Origin of the sequence: Umezawaea endophytica, assembly GCF_025061645.1 — a bacterium.
GTDB lineage: Bacteria > Actinomycetota > Actinomycetes > Mycobacteriales > Pseudonocardiaceae > Umezawaea > Umezawaea endophytica.
The window spans coordinates 445,740-465,107 of record NZ_JANYMP010000004.1; the positions used below are offsets into that span (position 1 = coordinate 445,740).

At 71.7% G+C, this 19,368-nt stretch carries 18 protein-coding genes; 10 read left to right on the top strand and 8 right to left on the bottom strand.

The genetic code is table 11. The annotated features are described in order from the left end of the window. Position 1 precedes the first annotated feature (1 nt). From NZH93_RS11910 to NZH93_RS11920, 3 genes are all read left to right on the top strand, one after another. Positions 2-1,540: a flavin-containing monooxygenase gene (locus NZH93_RS11910; protein ID WP_259623057.1), complete on the top strand. Its 1,539-nt coding sequence runs from the start codon at positions 2-4 to the stop codon at positions 1,538-1,540. An 18-nt stretch (positions 1,541-1,558) separates the two neighbouring features. Then, positions 1,559-2,761 carry a serine hydrolase domain-containing protein gene (locus NZH93_RS11915; protein WP_259623058.1) on the top strand — a complete coding sequence of 401 codons (1,203 nt, stop codon included), beginning with the start codon at positions 1,559-1,561 and terminating at the stop codon, positions 2,759-2,761. Between the two features lie 699 nt (positions 2,762-3,460). Then, positions 3,461-4,399: a chitinase gene (locus tag NZH93_RS11920; RefSeq protein WP_259623059.1), complete on the top strand. Its 939-nt coding sequence runs from the start codon at positions 3,461-3,463 to the stop codon at positions 4,397-4,399. 195 nt (positions 4,400-4,594) lie between these two features. Here NZH93_RS11920 and NZH93_RS11925 read toward each other — a convergent pair whose 3' ends face one another. The 3 genes from NZH93_RS11925 to NZH93_RS11935 all read right to left on the bottom strand — a co-directional run bounded on the left by NZH93_RS11925 (position 4,595) and on the right by NZH93_RS11935 (position 8,970). Beyond that, on the bottom strand, positions 4,595-5,986 hold the full coding sequence (locus NZH93_RS11925; RefSeq protein WP_259623060.1) for a glycosyl hydrolase family 18 protein: 1,392 nt from the start codon (positions 5,984-5,986) through the stop codon (positions 4,595-4,597). 346 nt (positions 5,987-6,332) lie between these two features. After that, positions 6,333-7,724, bottom strand: a complete 1,392-nt coding sequence (mycP, locus tag NZH93_RS11930) for a type VII secretion-associated serine protease mycosin (protein ID WP_259623061.1) — start codon at positions 7,722-7,724, stop codon at positions 6,333-6,335. A gap of 130 nt (positions 7,725-7,854) precedes the next feature. Then, positions 7,855-8,970 carry a trypsin-like serine protease gene (locus NZH93_RS11935; protein ID WP_259623062.1) on the bottom strand — a complete coding sequence of 372 codons (1,116 nt, stop codon included), beginning with the start codon at positions 8,968-8,970 and terminating at the stop codon, positions 7,855-7,857. Between the two features lie 409 nt (positions 8,971-9,379). Here NZH93_RS11935 and NZH93_RS11940 point away from each other — a divergent pair, with 409 nt between their 5' ends. Beyond that, a complete protein-coding gene (locus NZH93_RS11940) occupies positions 9,380-9,772 on the top strand; it encodes an STAS domain-containing protein (RefSeq protein WP_259623063.1) in 393 nt (130 codons plus the stop codon). Positions 9,773-9,936: 164 nt separating this feature from the next. Next, positions 9,937-10,758: a GAF and ANTAR domain-containing protein gene (locus NZH93_RS11945; RefSeq protein ID WP_259623064.1), complete on the top strand. Its 822-nt coding sequence runs from the start codon at positions 9,937-9,939 to the stop codon at positions 10,756-10,758. 20 nt (positions 10,759-10,778) lie between these two features. Here NZH93_RS11945 and NZH93_RS11950 read toward each other — a convergent pair whose 3' ends face one another. Then, positions 10,779-11,444 (bottom strand): type 1 glutamine amidotransferase domain-containing protein, encoded by a 666-nt coding sequence (locus tag NZH93_RS11950; protein WP_259623065.1) that lies wholly within the window; start codon positions 11,442-11,444, stop codon positions 10,779-10,781. Between the two features lie 119 nt (positions 11,445-11,563). Between NZH93_RS11950 and NZH93_RS11955 the strand changes: the two genes are divergently transcribed. Together NZH93_RS11955 and NZH93_RS11960 are read left to right on the top strand one after the other, a co-directional pair. Beyond that, complete coding sequence (locus NZH93_RS11955; protein WP_259623066.1) at positions 11,564-12,469, top strand: LysR family transcriptional regulator; 906 nt, start codon at positions 11,564-11,566, stop codon at positions 12,467-12,469. 137 nt (positions 12,470-12,606) lie between these two features. Continuing rightward, positions 12,607-13,914, top strand: coding sequence for a cation:proton antiporter (locus NZH93_RS11960; RefSeq protein ID WP_259623067.1), 1,308 nt, complete (start codon positions 12,607-12,609; stop codon positions 13,912-13,914). Here the strand turns inward: NZH93_RS11960 and NZH93_RS11965 are convergent. Continuing rightward, the gene (locus tag NZH93_RS11965; RefSeq protein ID WP_259623068.1) at positions 13,901-14,788 is read right to left on the bottom strand and encodes an NAD-dependent protein deacetylase; all 888 of its coding nucleotides are present in this window, start codon (positions 14,786-14,788) and stop codon (positions 13,901-13,903) included. The two genes, NZH93_RS11960 and NZH93_RS11965, sit on opposite strands and share 14 nt — an antisense overlap. A gap of 32 nt (positions 14,789-14,820) precedes the next feature. On the opposite strand from NZH93_RS11965, the gene NZH93_RS11970 reads away from it, so the two are divergent. Continuing rightward, complete coding sequence (locus tag NZH93_RS11970) at positions 14,821-15,339, top strand: MOSC domain-containing protein (RefSeq protein ID WP_259623069.1); 519 nt, start codon at positions 14,821-14,823, stop codon at positions 15,337-15,339. A gap of 19 nt (positions 15,340-15,358) precedes the next feature. Here the strand turns inward: NZH93_RS11970 and NZH93_RS11975 are convergent, their stop codons facing one another. Both NZH93_RS11975 and NZH93_RS11980 read right to left on the bottom strand, forming a co-directional pair. Next, positions 15,359-15,685 carry a DUF6204 family protein gene (locus NZH93_RS11975; protein WP_259623070.1) on the bottom strand — a complete coding sequence of 109 codons (327 nt, stop codon included), beginning with the start codon at positions 15,683-15,685 and terminating at the stop codon, positions 15,359-15,361. 198 nt (positions 15,686-15,883) lie between these two features. Next, positions 15,884-16,405 carry a hypothetical protein gene (locus tag NZH93_RS11980; protein ID WP_259623071.1) on the bottom strand — a complete coding sequence of 174 codons (522 nt, stop codon included), beginning with the start codon at positions 16,403-16,405 and terminating at the stop codon, positions 15,884-15,886. A gap of 159 nt (positions 16,406-16,564) precedes the next feature. Between NZH93_RS11980 and NZH93_RS11985 the strand changes: the two genes are divergently transcribed. Both NZH93_RS11985 and NZH93_RS11990 read left to right on the top strand, forming a co-directional pair. After that, positions 16,565-17,341 carry an alpha/beta fold hydrolase gene (locus NZH93_RS11985; protein ID WP_259623152.1) on the top strand — a complete coding sequence of 259 codons (777 nt, stop codon included), beginning with the start codon at positions 16,565-16,567 and terminating at the stop codon, positions 17,339-17,341. 120 nt (positions 17,342-17,461) lie between these two features. Further along, positions 17,462-18,589, top strand: coding sequence for a cellulose binding domain-containing protein (locus NZH93_RS11990; RefSeq protein WP_259623072.1), 1,128 nt, complete (start codon positions 17,462-17,464; stop codon positions 18,587-18,589). Between the two features lies 1 nt (position 18,590). On the opposite strand, the gene NZH93_RS11995 is transcribed toward NZH93_RS11990, so the two are convergent. Further along, on the bottom strand, positions 18,591-19,325 hold the full coding sequence (locus NZH93_RS11995; protein WP_259623073.1) for an SDR family oxidoreductase: 735 nt from the start codon (positions 19,323-19,325) through the stop codon (positions 18,591-18,593). Positions 19,326-19,368: the final 43 nt, after the last annotated feature.

Genomic DNA, 19,368 nt, shown 5'->3' on the forward strand with positions numbered 1-19,368 from the left:
CATGCGGATCGCCGTCATCGGTGCCGGCGTCGCCGGCCTCACCACCGCCAAGGTCCTGCTCCAGGCCGGTCACGACGTGGCCGTGTTCGACAAGGCGCCCGACGTCGGCGGCGTGTGGAGCGCGACCCGCCGCTACCCCGGCGTGACGACGCAGAGCTCGAAGGCCCAGTACTCGCTGTCGGACTTCCCGATGCCGAAGGACTACCCCGAGTGGCCGAACGGGAAGCAGGTCCAGGAGTACTTCGCGGCCTACGCCACCGAGTACGGCGTCGACCGCGTGCTGCGGCTCAACACCGAGGTCACCAGCGCGCGGCGCGGCGTCGACGGCCGGTGGACCGTGGCGACCACGGTGGGCACCGAGGTGTTCGACCGGCTCGTCGTCGCCAACGGCGTGTTCTGCGAGCCGCTGGTCCCGGCCTACCCCGGCGTCGAGGAGTTCACCGCGGCGGGCGGGAAGCTGCTCGCGGGCACGGACTTCCACGACGCCGAGGAGGCGCGGGACAAGCACGTGCTGGTCGTCGGCTACGGCAAGTCGGCGTGCGACGTGACCGTGCCGGTCAGCGAGGTCGCGGCCAGCACGGACGTGATCGCCCGCCAGTTGCTGTGGAAGGTGCCGCGCAAGATCGCGGGCGTGGTGAACTTCAAGATGCTGCTGCTCACCAGGATGGGTGAGGCGCTGTTCCGCTACCTGCGGCTGCGCGGCGTGGAGAAGTTCCTGCACGGTCCGGGCAACGGCCTGCGCCGGAGCATGCTCAACTCCGTCGGCTCGGTGTCGGTCCGCCAGTACGGGCTCAAGAAGCTCGACCTGGTGCCGTCCGGGCACATGGAGGACATCGTCAAGGGCGCGATCGGCCTCGCGACCGAGGGGTTCTTCGAGGGCGTCGAGGCCGGCCGCATCACCGTGCGCCGCGACCGCACGATCACCCGGCTGTTCGCACGCGACGGCAAGCCGTTCGCCGAGCTGAGCGACGGCGCGGAACTGCCCGCCGACCTGGTCGTCTGCGCGACCGGGTTCACCCAGGGCGTGCCGTTCCTGGCCGACGACGTGCGGCGGAAGCTGTTCGACGAGAGCGGCAACTTCATGCTGTACCGGCAGATCCTGCCCCTCGGCGTGCCCGGCCTGTACTTCAACGGCTACAACTCGTCGTTCTTCAGCCCGTTGAACGCCGAGATGGCGGCGGTCTGGATCGCCGCCGACATCGCGGGCTCCGTGTCGCTGCCGGACCACGACTCCATGCGACGGGCGGTCGTGGACCAGTTGGCGTTCATGGACACCGCCACCGACCGGCACCACTGCCGCGGCACGAAGATCATCCCGTTCTCGATGCACAACGTGGACGAGGTGCTCGGCGACCTCGACCTGGACATCAAGGCCCGCGTCCGGGCGTCGCACTGGCTCAACCCGATCGACCCGGCCGCCTACCGGGGCGTCACCCCGGCGCTGCTGGCCAGGCTCGCGGCCGCCGAGCCCGCACCGACGGCGCAGGTGGTGCGGTTGAGCCCGGTCGTCGAGGAGTCTGAGCGCAACGTCGCAGGTTGACGACGTAGAGTCACCTCCGTGAAGGGGGTGGCCGTGGTCGGCTCGGTGCGTGCGGTGGTGGTCGGTGCGGTGCTGTGCGTCGCCGGGCTCGCGGTGGCGTGCACCGCCGCCCCGACGGCCGCCCCGACCTCCACACCCCCGTCCTCGTCGACCTCGCCTTCCTCGTCGTCGGTCCCGGCGTCCTCGTCGGAGCCACCGCCGGTGCCGTCCGCCGTCTCCGTCGCGCCGACCCCGGACGGCGGACCGCTCGACGACTACCTGGCAGGCATGGCGGGGCAGCAGCAGTTCCGCGGGGCGGTCGAGGTGCGGCGGGGCGCGGACGTGCTGCTGCGCAAGGGGTACGGGCCCGCGGACGTCGAAGCGGGCATCCCGATCACCCCGGACACCAGGTTCGAGGTCGGGTCGATCACCAAGCAGTTCACGGCGGTCGCCGTGCTGCGGCTCCAGGAGCAGGGCAAGCTGCGGGTCACCGAACCGGTCTGCACCTACCTGCCCGGCTGCCCGGCCGGGTGGACGGCGATCACCGTGGAACAACTGCTGGTCCACACGTCCGGGCTGTACAACTACACCTCGGCCCCCGAGGAGGAGGCCGCGGCGTTCCAGAACCGGCAGGTGGCGCCGTCGGAGCTGATCTCCTACGTGGCGGGCAAACCGCTCGACTTCCCGCCGGGGACGCAGTGGCGGTACAGCAACTCCGGGTACGTGGTGCTCGGCGCGCTGATCGAGCGGCTGTCCGGAATGGACTACGGGACGTTCCTGCGGCGGCAGATGTTCGACGCGCTCGGCATGCGCGACACCCGCTACGACGGCGGGATCCCGCCGCGCGCCAAGGGGTACACGGACTGGACGACCCCCGGCGAGGACCACCCGTCGCTGTACTACGCCGCGGGCGGGCTGGTGTCCACGACCGGCGACCTGGCGAAGTGGAACGCCTTCCTCCTCGGCGGGAAGCCCGCGGTCCTCAACGCCGACTCGTTGGCGTCGATGACGGTCGTGCGCGCCCAGGTGCCCGGCACATCGATCGGCTACGGGTACGGCATCGAGGTCCACGACAGCGGCCCGGCCCCCACCTACTACCACGGCGGGCTCGTCACGGGCTTCCGCTGCGCCAACAGCATCCGCCCGTCGACCGGCCTGTCGATCACGGTGCTGACCAACGACACCTGGATCGACCCCGCCGCCGTGGCGTCCCGGCTCGCCGAACTCGCCGACAGCCTCTGACCCGCCGCCCCCGAGGGGTCCTCCTCCGAAGGGGCGCCGACAGAGGAGGACCCCGGCGGGTCGGCCGGGTGGCCGACCATCCTGCCTGGGGGGCGAGGATGTGAGGACCCCACCCGACACCCCACAGCGCCGACGTCACCGTTGCCGACGACCGGCCCGGCACGGCTCTCCCCGCCCCGGCCCCGCCACCCGGCAGGTGGTGCCCTCACCCAGTAGGCGTTCCACGCCTGTTCCATCCCGTTCCACCGGATCGGGCGGGGCCGGCGGACGGGATTGGCGGACGGTGTTCGGCCGCGGACCGGCCGGGCGGGACGGGGGCTCGCGGCCCGGTGGCCGCCTCGCGGCGGAGACCCGCGGTTCGCGGGTCGAGTTCCCGCGGAGGTTCGGGTCGCGGCGGGGGCTCGCGGCTCGGGCGGTCGAGTCCCTGCCTGCCGCTCGCGGTTCGGTGGCCGCGTTGCCGCCGGTCGCCCGTGGGTCTCCCGCCGCGCGTCCCCGGTCCCGTGCGGCCGACCGCGTGACTCCGTGCGCTCCTTCCGCCGACGACCGGAACTCGATTTCCATTCACCACCCCCTTGACATTTCGCATTGGTCTAGTCCAGTTTTGTTTCTGCTGACCCCGTCAGTCGCCTCCACGTCCGAATGCCGCCTTTGGTCGAGGAGGTGGGTTCTGTGCACCCGGCATGTTCGGAGGACCGATAAATGAAGATCATCGGGCGGATTCTCGTTGCCGTGGCGGTCGCGACGTCGACCGTCGGACTGGCTCCCGTGGCGAATGCCGCGGTGGATCCCGTTCTTTCCGCTCCCTACCTCTACCAGTGGGACAGTCCGCCGAATCCGGTGAGCGTGATGAACGCGACGGGCGTCAAGTCGTTCACGCTCGCGTTCGTCCTGAGCAACGGGAACTGCAACCCGGCGTGGGACGGGAACCGGTCGTTGACCGGTGCCGACATCACCCGCGTCAACCAGATCCGGGCCGCGGGCGGTGACGCGCTGCCGTCGATCGGCGGGTGGTCGGGCAACAAGCTCGGCTCGACCTGCTCGTCGGCCACGGCGTTGGCCGGCGCCTACCAGAAGGTCATCAACGCGGGCCAGTTCAAGGCGATCGACCTGGACATCGAGAACACCGACGAGTTCCAGAACGCCACCGTGCAGGACCGGATCCTGGGCGCGATCAAGATCGTCAAGCAGAACAACCCTGGTCTGCGCGTCGTCATCACGATCCCGACCGAGGTCTCCGGCCCCGAGACGTGGGGCCAGCGGCTGATCCAGCGGTCGAAGGACCTCGGCGCGAACGTCGACGTGTGGACGCTGATGCCGTTCGACTTCAGCAGCGGCGGCGACATGCCCGGCAAGACCAAGAGCGCCGTGACGGGGCTGAAGAACCGGCTCAAGACGGTGTTCGGACTGTCGGACGACGCGGCGTGGCGCAAGTCCGGCCTGTCGTCGATGAACGGCCACACCGACAACGCCGGTGAGGTCGTGTCGGTGAACGACTACCGCGCGATCCGCGACTGGGCGCGCACCGTGCACCTCGCGCGGCTCTCGTTCTGGGCGTTGAACCGCGACTGCGACAACTGCGCGGGCGTTCCGCAGGGCCAGTACGAATTCACCAAGATCACCGCGAACTACACCGGCTGATCTCCTGTCGGGAAGCGGCCCTCGGACTCGTCCGGGGGCCGCTTTCGCTTATCCGGTAATTAGGGAAGAATCAGCATTCGAGTTGTCCCGGTGTTTATGCATCTGAAACGGACCAATCGGACGCTGTTTCGCCGTTAATGCGAAAACGCCCGGCCGCTGTGCGAGCGGCCGGGCGTTTTCCACGGGGTTACCGGATCAGGCGGGGAGCCTCCACACCTGGTTGGCGCCGCCGAAGCAGTCCCAGATCTGCAACCGGGCGCCGTCCGCCGAGCTGTTGCCCGTCACGTCCAGGCAGCGGCCGGAGGCCGGGTTGCGCAGGGTGCCGTTCGACTGGGCCTGCCAGCTCTGCGAGCCGGTGCCGTTGCAGTCCCACAACTGGATCGGCGTGCCGTTCACCGTGCCGGCGCTCGTCACGTCCAGGCACTTGCCCAGCGCGCGGACGGTGGTGTCCGTCCCGACCGTCCAGCTCTGCGCGGTGCTGCCGTTGCACGTGTAGAGCTGGACCGCCGTGCCGTTGGCGCTGTTGGCCGCCGCCACGTCGACGCACTTGGACGCGATGCCGGTGATGGGACCGGTCTTGCCGCCCACGGGCGGGGTGCCGCCGGTGACGGTGTCGTAGATCGCGCTGACCAGCGAGGTGGCGCCGGTGGTGTCCTGGGACAGCTCCCAGTTCATGATGCCGCCCGCGTTGGCCATGGCCCACTGGGTCTTGCGCTTGATCGTCGGGATGCCGTTGTAGCACTGCTGCACGCCGCTGATGGTGGTGCAGTCGCGGTTGGCGTTGGCCGCGTCGCGGGACACCAGGTCGGCGTAGGTGAGGTAGGTCGGCCTGCTGTAGAACGGGACGCCCAGCACCGCCTTGTTCGCGGGCAGGCCGCGGTTCTTCCAGAAGTTGACCGACGCGATCGACCAGTCGTAGTTGGCGTGGGGGCTGCCGCCGTCGTACGCCATGATGTTCAGCCAGTCGACGGCGGTGAAGACCGCGGGCTGGACGCCGTTGGCGGTGCCGCCCTCCGAGACCACGGCCGCGGTGAGGAGCTTGCCCTGGGCGTGCAGGCTGCCGCTCAACTGCTGCATCAGCGCGGTGTAGTTGTTGCCCGACTGGCCCGGATCCGGGTACTCCCAGTCGATGTCGACGCCGTCCAGGTTGTACTGGCTGATCGCGCCCATGACGGCGTTGACGAACGTGGTGCGGCTGCCCGCGTTGCCCGCCAGCGCCTCGAAGGCCGAGTCGTTGCCGTCGTTCCAGCCCCCGATGGCGAGCGAGACCTTGACGCCGTTGGCGTGGCCCTGGTTCACCAGGGACGTCAGCTTGCCGGGGTCGGGGATGGCCTGGAGCGTGCCGTTGGAGTTGGGCAGCGCGAACGAGTAGTTGATGTGCGTCAGCTTGCCGTACTGGATGGCGTTGACGTTGCCGGACCAGGAGGGCATGTAGCCGACGCTGCGGAAGCCGTTCGGCAGGACGGTGGCCTCGGCCGCCGTGCTGCCGACGACGGCGACGGTGATGCCCGTCGCGACCGTGGCGAGAGCGACCCCGACGGCGCCGAGGCGCTTCCGGAATCGGCTCCCGGACGTGGATGACTGCATGGACGGCTCGCTTTCAGGATAGGGAGCCCGGTGCGACGCGGTGCCCGCGAAGCGTGGTTCGGGTACGGCGGGACGCGCGTGCGGAGCGCGGCAGGGTGACGGCGCCGCACGCGGTCGACGAGCGCCGGTCCCCGCGGTCGTGCCGCGAGAACCGGTGAGGTGTCGAGGGGGCTAGGCGATCAGGGGGCTTCCCGAGCGGTCGAACGCGAGTGCTCGTGTCCTCATCGACACTTCCCTTCGCTCGGGCGGCGGCTGCGGGCGACGTTACTGCATGTCTTTATTCAAGTCACGATGTAAGTCGTGACTTGTCTAGACCTTCTTGGTGCGGCGTCGTTCCCCGCCGTCGTCACCCGCGGCGCGCGCGGACCCTCCTGGTGGTGTGGACGAGGAACAGGACCAGCAGCAGCAGACCCGCCGCCACGCCGCTGCCCGCCAGCGCGACCGCGAGCCCCGTCCGGTCCGGCCGCGCCGGTGCGTCGAGGTCCGTCGCCAGCGGCGGCAGTTCGGTGGGAGGGGCTTCCGACCGCTCCCGCGGCAGGTCCGAGGTGAGCGCGGCCACCGGGTCGACCACGCCCGCGCCGACCTTGCGGTCCCGGCCGTCCTGGTTGCCGGGGTGCTGCGCCGTGGAGGTGAGGCGCTGGACCACCTGCCGCGCCGTGAGTTCCGGGTGCTGTTCCCGCACCAGCGCGGCGATGCCCGCGACGTAGGGCGCGGCGAAGCTGGTGCCCTGGATGGCGCCTTCCTTGCCGTCGTCGGCGATGGACTTGTCGGTCAAGCCCTCGCCGCGCGCGTCGACGGTCGTGATCTCCTCGCCCGGCGCGGCGATGCTCACCCACGGGCCCCAGACGGTGAACTTCGACGGCCTGCCCTGGCGGTCCACCGACGCCACGGACAGCACGTCGTCGCGGTACCACGGAGGGGACGCGACGACCTTCACGTCCTCGTCGTCCAGGTTGTCGTTCTGCGTGGTGCAGTCGGGCCCGATGTTGCCCGCCGCGGCGACGACCACGACGTCCTTGGTGTTGACGGCCCAGTCGATCGCCGCCTGCACCGAGCGTTCACCCCTGCCGGGCGTCCTGGGCGGGCCGCACGACGTGAGCGAGACGTTGATGACGTCGGCCCCGAGTTCGACGGCGTGCACGATGGACTGGGCCAGCGTCGTGACGGCGCCGGGGACGGTGCGTCCGTCCGGGGCGGGGGTCGTGGCCTCGTAGAAGGCGCTGGTCTGCCGGATCGACAGGATGGTCGCGTCCGGGGCGGCGCCGACGAACCCCGTCTCCTGGTCGCGGCTCGCCGCCGCGACACCGGCGACCTCCGTGCCGTGGCCGTCGCAGTCGACCAGGCCGCGGTCCGCGGTCACCACGTAGTCGCCACCCGCCTCGACGCGGCCTTCGAGCCGCTGGTGCGGCTGCACCCCGGTGTCGATGATCGCGATCTGCACGCCCTTGCCGGTGGCGAACCGGTGCGCCTCGTCCAAACGCAGCACGAGCTGGGCGTGCGGCTTGGCGGTGAGCTTGCGGTCCTCGGCGGCGGACGCCTTGCAGGGCTTGGTGGTCCGCGCGTAGGTGAGGTCGGCCGCGGGCGTCGCGTCGGCGGGCAGCAGGCTCCGGTCCAGCGGCGGCGGGACGGCGTTCGTGGGCGCCGACACGGCGGTCGTGAGGGCGGGCGGTGCGGTGATGAGCAGCAGCGCCGCCGCGGCGGTCGCGGCGACCCTGTGCGCTGTGCGGGCAACAGGCATGGTCGACGTCCTCGGTGGCCGGGGTGAAGATCGCGTCGACCACTGTAGGGAGGAACGCCGGTGCCGCGAGGGGGTTTCGCCGAACTCGCCCGGACCGGGGGAACCGCTCGGTTCCCCCGGTCCGCCTCGGTCACGGCATGTAGACGCCGAAGTCGCGGCTGGCCGTGCGGAAGTCCTGGAACCCGATGCGGGCTCCCGCCGTGCGGGTCACCGTGCCCTTCGCGATCACGCCGCCCGCGGACGACGGGCCGTACACCGGACCACCGCTGTCACCCGGCCGCGCGGCGGGCTGGCCGTTCAACTGCTCGCCCTCCACCAGGTCCTCGCGGTCGCTGTAGAAGAAGAGGACCTTGATGTTGCACACCGCGTTGCCGGTCGCCCCGGCGCTCGTGACGCCGGACTGGCAGAGGATCTCGTTGGTGTAGACGTCACCCCAGCCGCGCACGGTCTCCACGGAGCTGCTGTCGCCGCCGCCCACGTACATCTGGCTCGTCACGTTGCCGGTCGGGATCAGCATGATGTCGTGGTCGGAGTGCTCGACGCTCACGGTGCCGATGTACTCGCCCGTCGGGTCGGTCACCCGCTGGCCGGGGTTGCCGCAGTGCGCCGCGGTGAGCAGGAACCGGTCGTTGTTGCCGTTGCGGACCGCGAAACCCGAGGTGCACGCGGCGTTGCCGAGCACGATGGTGGCGCCGCCCTTCCACGGCGGGCCGTCGTTGCGCCGCGACACCGGTCGCAGCGGCTCCTCGTTGACCACGGAGACCGGCACGCCCACGTCCAGCGCGGACGTGAACGCCTTCGCGTCGCTCCACGGGTAGGCGCCGAGCACGAGACCGCTGCCGTTGGCGGGGATCTTGACGGCGTGCACGGGTGAGCCGGGGCCGCGGCTCGCGTCGATCGTCTTCGCCGCCGCCCGCAGTTCGGCGTTGGTGTGCGCGGCGGGGGAGACGCGCACCGGCGCCACCTCCGACGCCCGCTTCACCGCCGCTGCGACGGAGTCGGGCACGTCGCCCTTCCACCAGAGTTCGACGTGCGAGTCCTCCAGCACGAGGCCCGCGAAGCCCGTGGTGTCCTCGGCTTCCGCCTTGACGATGTCCGCGGCCGCGATCAGCGGTTGCTGGGAGAGCATCTTCGCCTGGACCGGATCGGTGTACGGGGCCGGCTGCGCCGACGCCGGGGAACTGATGAGTGCGGCGGACAGCGCCGCCACCGCGGTGACCGCCAGTCGGATTCGTGTTGCCTTCACGCAGGGAACTCCTCGGCTCGTCCTCCTCGACGTGGCGGCGGAGCACTCAGCGTATGGTCCAGACCTGTTACGTGTCACCGACACGAACGGACAAAAAGCGACACCACCGGACAGTCCGGAGATCGTGGCGGGGCGGACGCGGTGCGGCGCTCGACTGTCCTCTGTGGACCTAGAAAGCGTTTTCCGTGCTGCTCGGCGACCCTCGGGGTGATGTGACCCGCGTCGCGGTCGGGCTCTCCGCCGACGGGGAGCGCGGTGCGCCGGACACGCGGGGACCGCGCCGGGTTGCCGACTCGGGCCAATCCTCGTATCGTTACCCAGGCGAACCAGTGTTCGTGCACCACAAGATTGGTTCGGGTTCAACAGCTAGCTCGGCTGGTCTTTCTCTGCTCTGTGGAGAGGACTCCCCATGCCCGAGCAAGTGTCGTCACCCACCTCCGCGCCCGTCCTGCCCTCCGACGTGGCCGTGCTCACGCTGACCGGCGAGATCGACTCCGTCACCGCCGGTGCCACCAGGCAGAAGGCGCTCGCCGCCGTCGACGCCCGGCCGTCCGTGCTGGTGCTCGACCTGACCGAGGTCCACTTCTTCGGCTCCAACGGCATCGCCATCCTGCTGGAGACCGCTCAGCGCGCCGAACTGCGCGGCATCCGGTTCGTCGTCGTGGCCGACCAGCACGCCGTGCTGCGCCCGTTGCAGGTGACCGGTGTGGACGTGCGCCTGACGATCCGCCCGACCCTCCCCGCCGCGCTCGACGCCCTGGAGCGCACCGGCATCCCGCTCGCCAGATCCGGCGGTGCGTGAACCACTTCCGGTGGCGGTCGACGGCCACCGGTGCGAACGTGGGTGGTCGTGCGTTGAGCAGCCAGCGCCGCTGACGCCCCGATCGGCCGGGCTCGACGCGGCGCGACAGCGCTACGTCGAGCCCGACCGGTCTCCAGCGAACTCGACGGAGGAAGGCTCACCACATGGCTGACGAACAGGACTGGATCGGCGACAAGGGCCGCTTCGTCGAGGACGCCCGGCGCGTCGCCGAGGAGCACCCCGTGCCGACGTCCGACGAGTCGCCGCTCGACAGCCCGCTGGTGGCGCAGTTCGCCGTCCTGACCCGGTCGCTGCTGGACGCCGAGTCGCTGTCCGAGGTGCTCGACCGGGTCCTGGAGGCGTGCACCAGGGCGATCCCCGCCGTCGACGTGGCGAGCGTGACCATGCGCGACCCCGACGGGTCGTTCCACACGCCGAACGAGACCGACTCGATCGGCTACGAGCTCGACCAGGTGCAGTACGCGACGGGGGAGGGGCCGTGCGTGGACGCCGCCCGGCTGCCCGGCCCGGCGCTCGCGTACAGCGACGACCTCGCCAACGACCCGAACTGGCCGGTGTTCGGGCCGGCCGCCGCCGCACGCGGCATGGGGTCGCTGCTGTCGACGGCGCTGCTGCCCGACTCCCGCCCGCCCCAGCTCACCGGCGCGCTGAACCTGTACTCCACGAAGACCCACGGCTTCCGCCCGGAGGACCGCTCCACCGCGCTCCTGCTGGCGACCCACGCCTCCCTGGCGCTGGCCGCCACGCACGCGCGCACGTCGGCGGAGCTGAAGGTCCTCCAACTCCGCAAGGCCGTCGACACGCGCGACGTGATCGGCCAGGCCAAGGGCATCCTCATGCACCGGCGTGGGATCACCGCCGACGAGGCGTTCGACGTGCTGCGGACGACGTCGCAGAGCCTGAACGTGAAGCTCGCGGAACTCGCGGGCACGCTGGCGCGGCGGCATACCGAGATCGAGCTGTAGGCCGGGAACCCCTGCCCGCGCTAGGCGAGCAGGGCCGCCACCCGCTTCGCGGTGTCCACGCTCGACTGCGGGTTCTGGCCGGTGACCAGGGTGCCGTCCACCACGACGGTGCTGGTCCACGCCGGACCCGCCGCTACCCGCGCGCCGAGGTCGCGCAGCCGCGTCTCGACCAGGTAGGGCACGTCCAGGCCTCCCTGGCGCTCCTCCTCGTCGGTGAACACGGTCAGCTCGCGGCCCGCGAACGCGAACGTGCCGTCCTCGCGCACCGCGCTGAGCAGGCCCGCGGGACCGTGGCACAGCGCCGCGACGACCTTGCCGTCCGCCTCGAACCGTACGAGCAGCCTGCCGAGGTCCGGGTCGACGGCCAGGTCGGCCATCGGGCCGTGGCCGCCGGGCAGGTAGACGGCGTCGAAGTCCGCCGCGTCCACGTCCGCCAGCACCAGCGGCGCCGCCAGCTCGTCGGCGATGGCGTCCACGGCCGCGCCGAAGTCGTTGCCCTTGAGGCTGGCCTCGTCCACGGTCGGCCGGACGCCGCCGGGCGTGGCGACGGCCACCTCGACGCCCGCCTCCCGCAGTACCCGCAGCGACTCGACGACCTCCTCCGCCCAGTACCCGGTCGGGTGGCTCGTGCCGTCCGCCAGCACCAGCGCGTCGGCGCCGGACACGACCATCACTACCTTCTTCATCCGCTCTTCCACTTCGCTCGGTTCGATCGGGTCTGCTGACGTCAACCACCCTGCCATCACCGGTAGTCCGGTACCGTTTCGTGGATCATCAGATTTCTTATGGCCGGAAGGGTCCGCCGGTGACCGACCTCGACCTGCTGGCGACGTTCCTGGAGATCTACCGCGGCGGCTCGCTGACGTCGGCCGCCGCCCGCCGCGGCCTGACCCAGCCCGCGGTCAGCGGCCAGCTCGCGCGGCTGGAACGCGACCTGGGCGAGCCGCTGTTCGTCCGGTCCAGCCGGGGCGTCACGCCGACCGGCCGGGCCGACGAGCTGGCACGCAGGATCGGCCCGCACGTCGACCAGTTGCGGTCGGCGCTGAGCGACACCGACGACCAGGGGGCGTACGCGGGAGCGGTGCACCTGGCCGGGCCGTCCGAGCTGGTGGCGGCACGGGTGCTGCCCGCGCTCGTGCCGCTCACGACCCGCGGCCTCCGGCTGCGCGTCACCCTCGGACTGGCCGACGACCTGCTGGCGGCGCTGGCGAACGCCCGGCTGGACCTGGTCGTCTCGGCCGTCCGCCCCACCGACCGCTCCCTGGTCGCGACCCCGTTCGTGGACGAGGAGTTCGTGCTGGTCGCGCCACCCGCGCTGGCCCGCACCGTGGACGCGGGCCTGCTCGCCGCCGACCCCGTCAAGGCGCTGGCGCACCTGCCGCTCGTCGCCTACGCCGAGGAGCTGCCGATCATCCGCCGCTACTGGCGCGGCGAGTTCGGCCGCCGCCCGCCCAACCACGTCGCCGTCACCGTGCCGGACCTGCGGGCCGTGCTCGCGGCCGTCGTCGCGGGCGCCGGCGTCACCGCCCTGCCCCGCTACCTGGCCGACCCGGCCCTCACCGCGGGCTCGGTGGAACTCCTGCACCAGCCCGCCGTGCGCCCGCTGAACACCCTGTACCTGGCGACCAGGGCGGGCGGACTGGCCAACCCTTCGGTCGCGCTGGTCCACCGGACCCTGCTGGCCAGGTCGAAGGAGTGGGCCGGTCTGTAGTGGGCCCGAGTCCACTTCGGCCACCCGTAGCCGGAGCGGTACCGTCGCGACGGGATCCCGCAGTGTCGTCGCGGAGGGACTGGCATTCGGGTGGCACCGTCGTCCGAGACCCGGCACACCACTGAAGGAGAACCCGGATGACGGTCTTCGCCGCACCGGTCAGCCCCATCGGAGCGCACCAGATGCTGGTGTTCCTGCTCCAGATCGCGCTGCTGCTCGGCACCGCGTTCCTCCTGGGTAGGCTCGCGATCCGGTTCAGGATGCCCGCGCTCGTCGGCGAGCTGGCGGCGGGTGTCCTGCTGGGACCGTCGCTGCTCGCGCACGCGCTGCCCGCGCTGTCGGCGTGGCTGCTGCCGACGAACCCGGAGCAGATCCACCTGCTCGACGCCGTCGGCCAGCTCGGCGTGCTGCTGCTGGTCGGGCTGACCGGAATGCACATCGACCTGGGTCTGGTGCGGCGCAAGGGCAAGACCGCCGCCTGGGTCAGCATGGGCGGGCTGCTGGTGCCGCTGGGCCTCGGCTTCGCCGTCGGGATGGTGCTGCCGACGTCCCTGCTCGCGCAGGGCACCGAGCGCAACGTCTTCGCGCTGTTCCTCGGCGTGGCGATGTGCGTGAGCGCGATCCCGGTCATCGCGAAGACCCTGCTGGAGATGCGGCTGCTGCACCGCAACATCGGCCAGTTGATCATCAGCTCCGCCGCCGTCGACGACATCGTCGGCTGGTCGCTGCTCTCCATCGTCTCGGCGATGGCGACCACGGGCCTGCGCGCGGGCCTGGTGCTGTTCACCATCGGCTGCCTCGTCGTGGTGGCGCTCGTGGCGCTGCTGATCGGCAGGCCGCTGGTGCGCAAGAGCCTGGAGTACGCGAACAGGTCCAGCGACCCCGGCGTGACCGTGGCCGTCGTGGTGCTGCTGCTCATCCTGTCGGCGGCGGGCACGCACGCGCTCGGCCTCGAACCGATCCTGGGAACGTTCATCTGCGGTGTGCTGCTCAGCTCGTCCGGCCTGCTCGACCGCACGAAGCTCGCGCCGCTGCGCACGTTCGTCATGGCCGTCCTGGCCCCGATCTTCTTCGCCACGGCCGGTCTGCGGATGGACCTGACGGCGCTGCGCAAGCCCGCGGTGCTGGGCGCGGCCGTCCTGGTGCTCGCGGTCGCGATCGGCGGCAAGTTCATCGGCGCCTACATCGGCGCCCGCACCGGCAAGCTGACGCACTGGGAAGGGCTCGCGCTGGGCGCGGGGCTCAACGCCCGCGGCGTGGTGGAGGTCGTCGTCGCGATGGTGGGCCTGCGCCTCGGGGTCCTGACCACCGAGACCTACACGATCGTCATCCTGGTCGCCGTCGTGACGTCGCTGATGGCGCCGCCGACCCTGCGCTACGCCGTCGGCAAGATCGCCGAGACGAGCGAGGAGAAGGACCGGGAGAAGGCGTTCAGCGGCACGTGACACCCAGTCGTCCGGCCAGGTCCGTGAGGGCCTGGCCGAGCGGCAGGTCGACCCGGACGGCGGCGCACGAGTCGCCCCGCGTCTCGCCGCGGTTCACGATGAGGACCCGCTTGCCCACCTTGGCGGCGTGCCGGACGAACCGCAGGCCGGACATGACGGTCAGCGAGGAACCCAGCACCAGCAGCGCGTCGGCGGCGTCGACGAGCCGGTAGCACTCCTCGACGCGGGCGCGCGGCACGTTCTCGCCGAAGAACACCACGTCCGGCTTGAGCACCCCGGTGCCGCACGCCCCGCACGCCACGAGGCGGAAGGAGCGGACCACGTCGGCGGCCAGCTCCACGTCCCCGTCGGGGTTGATCCGGCTCGCGGTGCCCTCGAACGCCGGGTTGGCCGCGCGCAGCCTGCGGTCCAGCTCCTCGCGCGGGCTGGTGGCGGCGCAGGCCAGGCAGACCACCCGGTCGAGGCCGCCGTGCAGCTCCACGGCGTCGAGCACACCCGCGGCCTGGTGCAGGCCGTCGACGTTCTGGGTGATGACCCCGGACAGGTGACCGCTCGCGCGCAGCGCGCCGACGGCCCGGTGGCCCGCGTTCGGCGCGGCGCGGGCGATCGTGCGCCAGCCGAGGTGGCTGCGCGCCCAGTACCGCTGACGGCCCTCGGGGCTGCCGACGAACTCCTCGTAGGTCATGGGGGTGTGGCGGCGGAGGCTGCCCTCCGCGCCCCGGTAGTCCGGGATGCCGGACTCCGTCGACAGGCCCGCCCCGCTGAGCACGACCACGCGCCCGCGGGCGACGGTCTCGACGACCTCGTCCAGGTCGGTCGTGCGGGGCAGGGGAGCGCCCGTCGCCGTCCAGCTCAACGTCGGCCGAGTTCGCACGCCACCGAGCTTACGTGTGTAGCGTGCTGGGGGTGGACGTCCAGGTCGTGGCCCTGCTGGTGTCGCCGGTGCACGCCTTCGAGGGGCGTCCGCAGGACGGGCCGCTGGTCGATCCGCTGCTGGGCTCGTGCGACCGGGTGGAGGTGCGCGCCGGGCTCGGCCTGGTTGGCGACCGGTTCTACGCCCAGCCGGCGCACCGCAAGGCCTCGGTGACCGTGATCGCCGCCGAGTCGCTCGACCTGATCACCGCGGAACTGAGCCTGGCAGCCGTGCCGAACCCCGTGCTGACCAGGCGCAACGTCGTGCTGCGCGGTTTCCCGGTCGACGGCCTGCCCGCCGGGCGGTCGAGGGCGGGTGCCCTGTTCAGCCTCGACTCCGGCGACGGCCCGGTCCGCTTCCAGGCGCATCGCCCGGCCAGCCCGTGCGGCTGGATGGACCAGGTGCTGGCGCCCGGCGCGCACAAGGCGCTGCGCGGCCGGGGCGGCGTCCGCTGCGAACCGCTGGACGACGGGTTCCTGCGCGTCGGGCCCGCCGTCCTGACCGTCCTCTGACCGGTCGCACTGCTTGGCGTCACTTGCGGCGGATCTTCACCAGGTCCATGTCCGTCGCCGACGCCTTCAGGTCCCGGTAGTCCACGCCCAGCGCGTCCACCGCGAGCGCCGCGGCGGCCAGCCCGCGCTCGCACACCGCCCGGTCGTTCTGCTCCACGGGGGCCCGCAGTTGGACCCGGAAGCTGAAGAAGTCCAGCGTCCGGTCGTAGGACAACGACCCCTCCTCGGAGAACCCGTTCGTCAGGATGCCGTGCTCCTCCACCACCGCGAGCAACCGCTCCCGCCCGGCCGCGTCGAGATCGGTGAACCGCCCCCGCACCATGACCCGGTAGGTGTGCTCCGCCATGCCTTCTCCTCGGTTTTCACGTTACGGCAGGGGTCTGACAATTTTGCCGCGAGCCGAGTTGATCTTGATGGCTCGCACCGGCATCCTCTCCCGCGACACCCGGTCGGCGCGAACGAATTCCGGAAGGCGGGTGGGGTGAGCGGGTTCCGAGATCGCGTGGCGGACGTGGACACGCGGGGGTGCGAAGGGATTCCGGCGTCACGCGGTCTCGGAGATCTGTACGGCGGTGGCGGTGTCGCCGGAGGTGGTGGCCACGATGGTGATCGTGTCGCCCTCGGCGATGTCCGACGCCGTGCCCGAAGCCGTGTCGCCCGCCGCACCCGCCGCCCCTGCCGCACCCGGTGCCCCGCCCGCAGCGGCGAACACCGTGTCGGCGTCGATGACGTAGGTCCTGCTGTACCCGTCGGTGCTCTCGGCCGTCAGCGACGTGCTGGTGATCGCCGTGACCGTGCCGGTCTGCACCTCGCCGTGCGTCACGCTCCCGAACACATCCCCGCCCGCGCCACCACCGTTCGGCGGCTGCCCCATGCCCGCGGGCGCCTGTCCGATCGCCGAGGACGACGAGGCGTTATTGCTGGTCGCGTACACGACCGCCCCGCCGCCACCCGCGATGGCGAGCGCGACGGCCGCGGCGATGATCCCCTTGCGGAACCGCGACGGCCGCTGTCCGGCGGGCTCGACGGGGGTCTGGTTGGTGGGGACCTGCTCGGTGGTGGTCATCGTGCGCTCCTCGTGGTCGGCTGTGATGACCACCTTCACGGCCGCGGCTGTGCCACTCCTGTGCGCTCGGCGAGAACGACCTGTGCGGCCCCCTGCCCGCCGCACCACGTCCGTCCTCATCGGACCTCGCCCGCTGGCACAATCGTGCCCGTGGAAGTGATGGGAGCGGACGGCGTGCGGCTGGGGTGTCACGACAGCGGCGGCGACGGTCCGGTGACGGTGCTGCTGCACGGGTTGTGCGGGCACAGCGGCGAATGGGACGCGGTGGTCGCCGCGTTGCCCGGTCGGCGGCTGATCGCCTTCGACCAGCGCGGCAACGGCGCGAGCGAGCGTCGTCCCGCCGACCTGTCCCGCGCCGCCCACGCGGCGGACGTGGTGGCGGTGCTCGACGCGTTCGGCGTCGACCGGGCCGTGCTGGTCGGCCAGTCGATGGGCGGCGACACCGCCATGGTCGCCGCGGCCGACCACCCCGACCGCGTCTCCGGCCTCGTCCTGGTGGAGGCGGGCCCGCACGACCCCGACCCGTCCGGCGGCGACCGGATCGTCGCCTGGCTGGACTCCTGGCCACGTCCGTTCCCGACACGGGAGGCCGCCGCGGTCTTCCTCGGCGGCGGCCCGGTGGGCGAGGGGTGGGCGGACGGGCTGGAGGAGCGCGACGGGGGCTGGTGGCCGCGCTTCGACGTCGACGTGGTGGCCCGCGTGCTGACCGTCGAGCCCGGCCGCGACCAGTGGGCCGAGTGGTCGCGTGTGCGCTGTCCCGTGCTGGCCGTGTTCGGCCAGCAGGGCATCATCTCGACCGGCCGGGGCCATCTCATGCTGACCCGCCGACCGGACACGGAGGCGGTCAGCGTTCCCGGCGCGGGCCACGACGTGCACCTCGAACAGCCGGGGTTGGTGGCCGCTCTGGTGGCGGACTTCCTGGACTCGCCCCGCTGACCTGTGGATCTTCCGGAACCGCTCCCCGACGCCCCCGCCGCTTGAACCGCCCACCCGGTTCGCCCGTATTCCCGAGATGGGCACGTCCGGTACGACGCGGATCTTCCGAGGAGCGCGTAGATGAGCAATCCGTTGGCGCAGTTGGCCTTCCGGGTGTCACTCACGATCGCGGCAATCGGTGTGTGCGGTGCGGTGCTGGCCGCGGCCGTGGGGTTGGTGCTGCTGGCGGCGCTGCCGTCGACGGCGGCGGGGACGCAGGTGTGCGGGAAGAACGACGTCGTGCCCGCGGGGGAGAAGGAGTACCTGGCGGGCAACAACGTCGGGGGTGTGGACACCGCGCAGTGCGTCACGGTCGGTGAGCGGAAGCTGCGCGTGGACAGCGCCGAGCACGACCTGCCGGTGGGTGGGCCGCCCGCCGCGTCGCCGTCGCTGCTGAAGGGGTGCCACCAGGACATCTGCTCGGAGAACAGCGGACTCCCGGTGCAGGTGTCGCGGATGCCCGAGCTGACCAGCAACCTCGTCACGACGCCCGCCGCGGACGGCGACTACGCGACGGCCTACACGGCCTGGTTCCACAGCAAGCCCGCGGTGGAGGGGCTGCCCGACGGTGCGGAGATGGCGATCTGGTTGCGCGCCAACGGGGACGCGCGGCCCGCGGGCATCATGGTCGCGGGCGCGATGCCGATCTCCGGCGCGAGCTGGGACGTCTGGTTCGAGAAGGCGCAGGGGCGGAACCGGATCACCTACGAGCGGGTCGGCGACGTGGACTCGGTGCGGGGCCTGGACATCCGCGCGTTCGGCAAGGACGCGGTGAACCGGGCGTGGGTCAAGCCGGACTGGTACCTGATCGGCGTCGAGGCGGGGTTCGACCTGTGGCGCGGCGGTGCGGGCAACTCGGTCGACGAGTTCGAGGTGGTGGTCGCCGAGCAGCTCCCCCCGGTGGGGCCCGCGGCGTGCACGGCGAGCCTCGCGATCGACACGAGCTGGCCGCAGGGGTTCACCGCGACGATCAAGATCACCAACTCGGGCGCGAGGCCGGTCGAGGGGTGGACGGTCGACTGGACGTTCCCCGGCGAGCAGCGGGTCGAGAACTCCTGGAACGCCACCATCACCCAGAAGGGCCGGACCGTGCACGCGGTGAACGCGGCCTACAACGGGCTGATCGACGTCCAGGACTCGATCACGTTCGGTCTGGTGGGCATCGGGGCCCCGCCGAAGACCATGGCGCTGACCTGCGTCCCCCGCTGAGTCAGCCGCGGCCCACCAGCGGCATCGCCGTCGCCATCACGGTCATGAACTGCACGTTGGCCTCCAGCGGCAATCCGGCCATGTAGCGCACGGCGTCCGCGACGCCCGCGACGTCCATCGTCGGCTCCGGCGCGACGGTGAAGTCCGCCTGGAGCACGCCCTGGCCCATCCGCTCGGTCAACGGCGTCGCGGCGTTGCCGATGTCGATCTGCCCGCACGCGATGCGGTAGCGGCGGCCCTCCAGCGACAGCGACTTCGTGATGCCGGTGATCGCGTGCTTGGTCGCGTTGTAGGCGATGGCGTTCGGCCGGGGCGCGTACGCCGACACCGAGCCGTTGTTGATGATCCGGCCGCCCTGGGGGTCCTGGTCGCGCATGATCCGGAACGCTTCACGAGCGCACAGGAACGTGCCGGTGAGGTTCGTGTCGACCACCTTCGACCACTGCCCGACGGAGAAGTCCTCGACCGGGGTGGCCCGCACGTTCGTGCCCGCGTTGTTGAACAGCACGTCCACCCGGCCCCAGCGGTCGCGCACGGCGTCGAACAGCGCCACGACGGACTCCTCGACCCTGATGTCGGTCGGGACCGCCAGCACGTCGTCGCCGCTCGCGGTCTCGGCGAGCGCGTCGGCCTTGCGCCCGGCCAGCGCCACCCGGTAGCCCGCCTCCAGCAGGTTCCGCGCGACCGCCCTGCCCACCCCGGATCCCGCACCCGTCACCACCGCGACACCGGTCATGGTCGCCTCCTCGCCGTTCGGGGGTCCGTCGTCCTGATCATAG

Excerpts from the sequence above, each read along its gene's own strand:
- NZH93_RS11910 (WP_259623057.1), top strand. The coding sequence starts at position 2 with ATGCGGATCGCCGTCATCGGTGCCGGCGTCGCCGGCCTCACCACCGCC.
- NZH93_RS11920 (WP_259623059.1), top strand. The coding sequence starts at position 3,461 with ATGAAGATCATCGGGCGGATTCTCGTTGCCGTGGCGGTCGCGACGTCG.
- NZH93_RS11925 (WP_259623060.1), bottom strand. The coding sequence starts at position 5,986 with ATGCAGTCATCCACGTCCGGGAGCCGATTCCGGAAGCGCCTCGGCGCC.
- mycP (WP_259623061.1), bottom strand. The coding sequence starts at position 7,724 with ATGCCTGTTGCCCGCACAGCGCACAGGGTCGCCGCGACCGCCGCGGCG.
- NZH93_RS11940 (WP_259623063.1), top strand. The coding sequence starts at position 9,380 with ATGCCCGAGCAAGTGTCGTCACCCACCTCCGCGCCCGTCCTGCCCTCC.
- NZH93_RS11945 (WP_259623064.1), top strand. The coding sequence starts at position 9,937 with ATGGCTGACGAACAGGACTGGATCGGCGACAAGGGCCGCTTCGTCGAG.
- NZH93_RS11950 (WP_259623065.1), bottom strand. The coding sequence starts at position 11,444 with ATGAAGAAGGTAGTGATGGTCGTGTCCGGCGCCGACGCGCTGGTGCTG.
- NZH93_RS11960 (WP_259623067.1), top strand. The coding sequence starts at position 12,607 with ATGACGGTCTTCGCCGCACCGGTCAGCCCCATCGGAGCGCACCAGATG.
- NZH93_RS11975 (WP_259623070.1), bottom strand. The coding sequence starts at position 15,685 with ATGGCGGAGCACACCTACCGGGTCATGGTGCGGGGGCGGTTCACCGAT.
- NZH93_RS11980 (WP_259623071.1), bottom strand. The coding sequence starts at position 16,405 with ATGACCACCACCGAGCAGGTCCCCACCAACCAGACCCCCGTCGAGCCC.
- NZH93_RS11985 (WP_259623152.1), top strand. The coding sequence starts at position 16,565 with ATGGGAGCGGACGGCGTGCGGCTGGGGTGTCACGACAGCGGCGGCGAC.
- NZH93_RS11990 (WP_259623072.1), top strand. The coding sequence starts at position 17,462 with ATGAGCAATCCGTTGGCGCAGTTGGCCTTCCGGGTGTCACTCACGATC.
- NZH93_RS11995 (WP_259623073.1), bottom strand. The coding sequence starts at position 19,325 with ATGACCGGTGTCGCGGTGGTGACGGGTGCGGGATCCGGGGTGGGCAGG.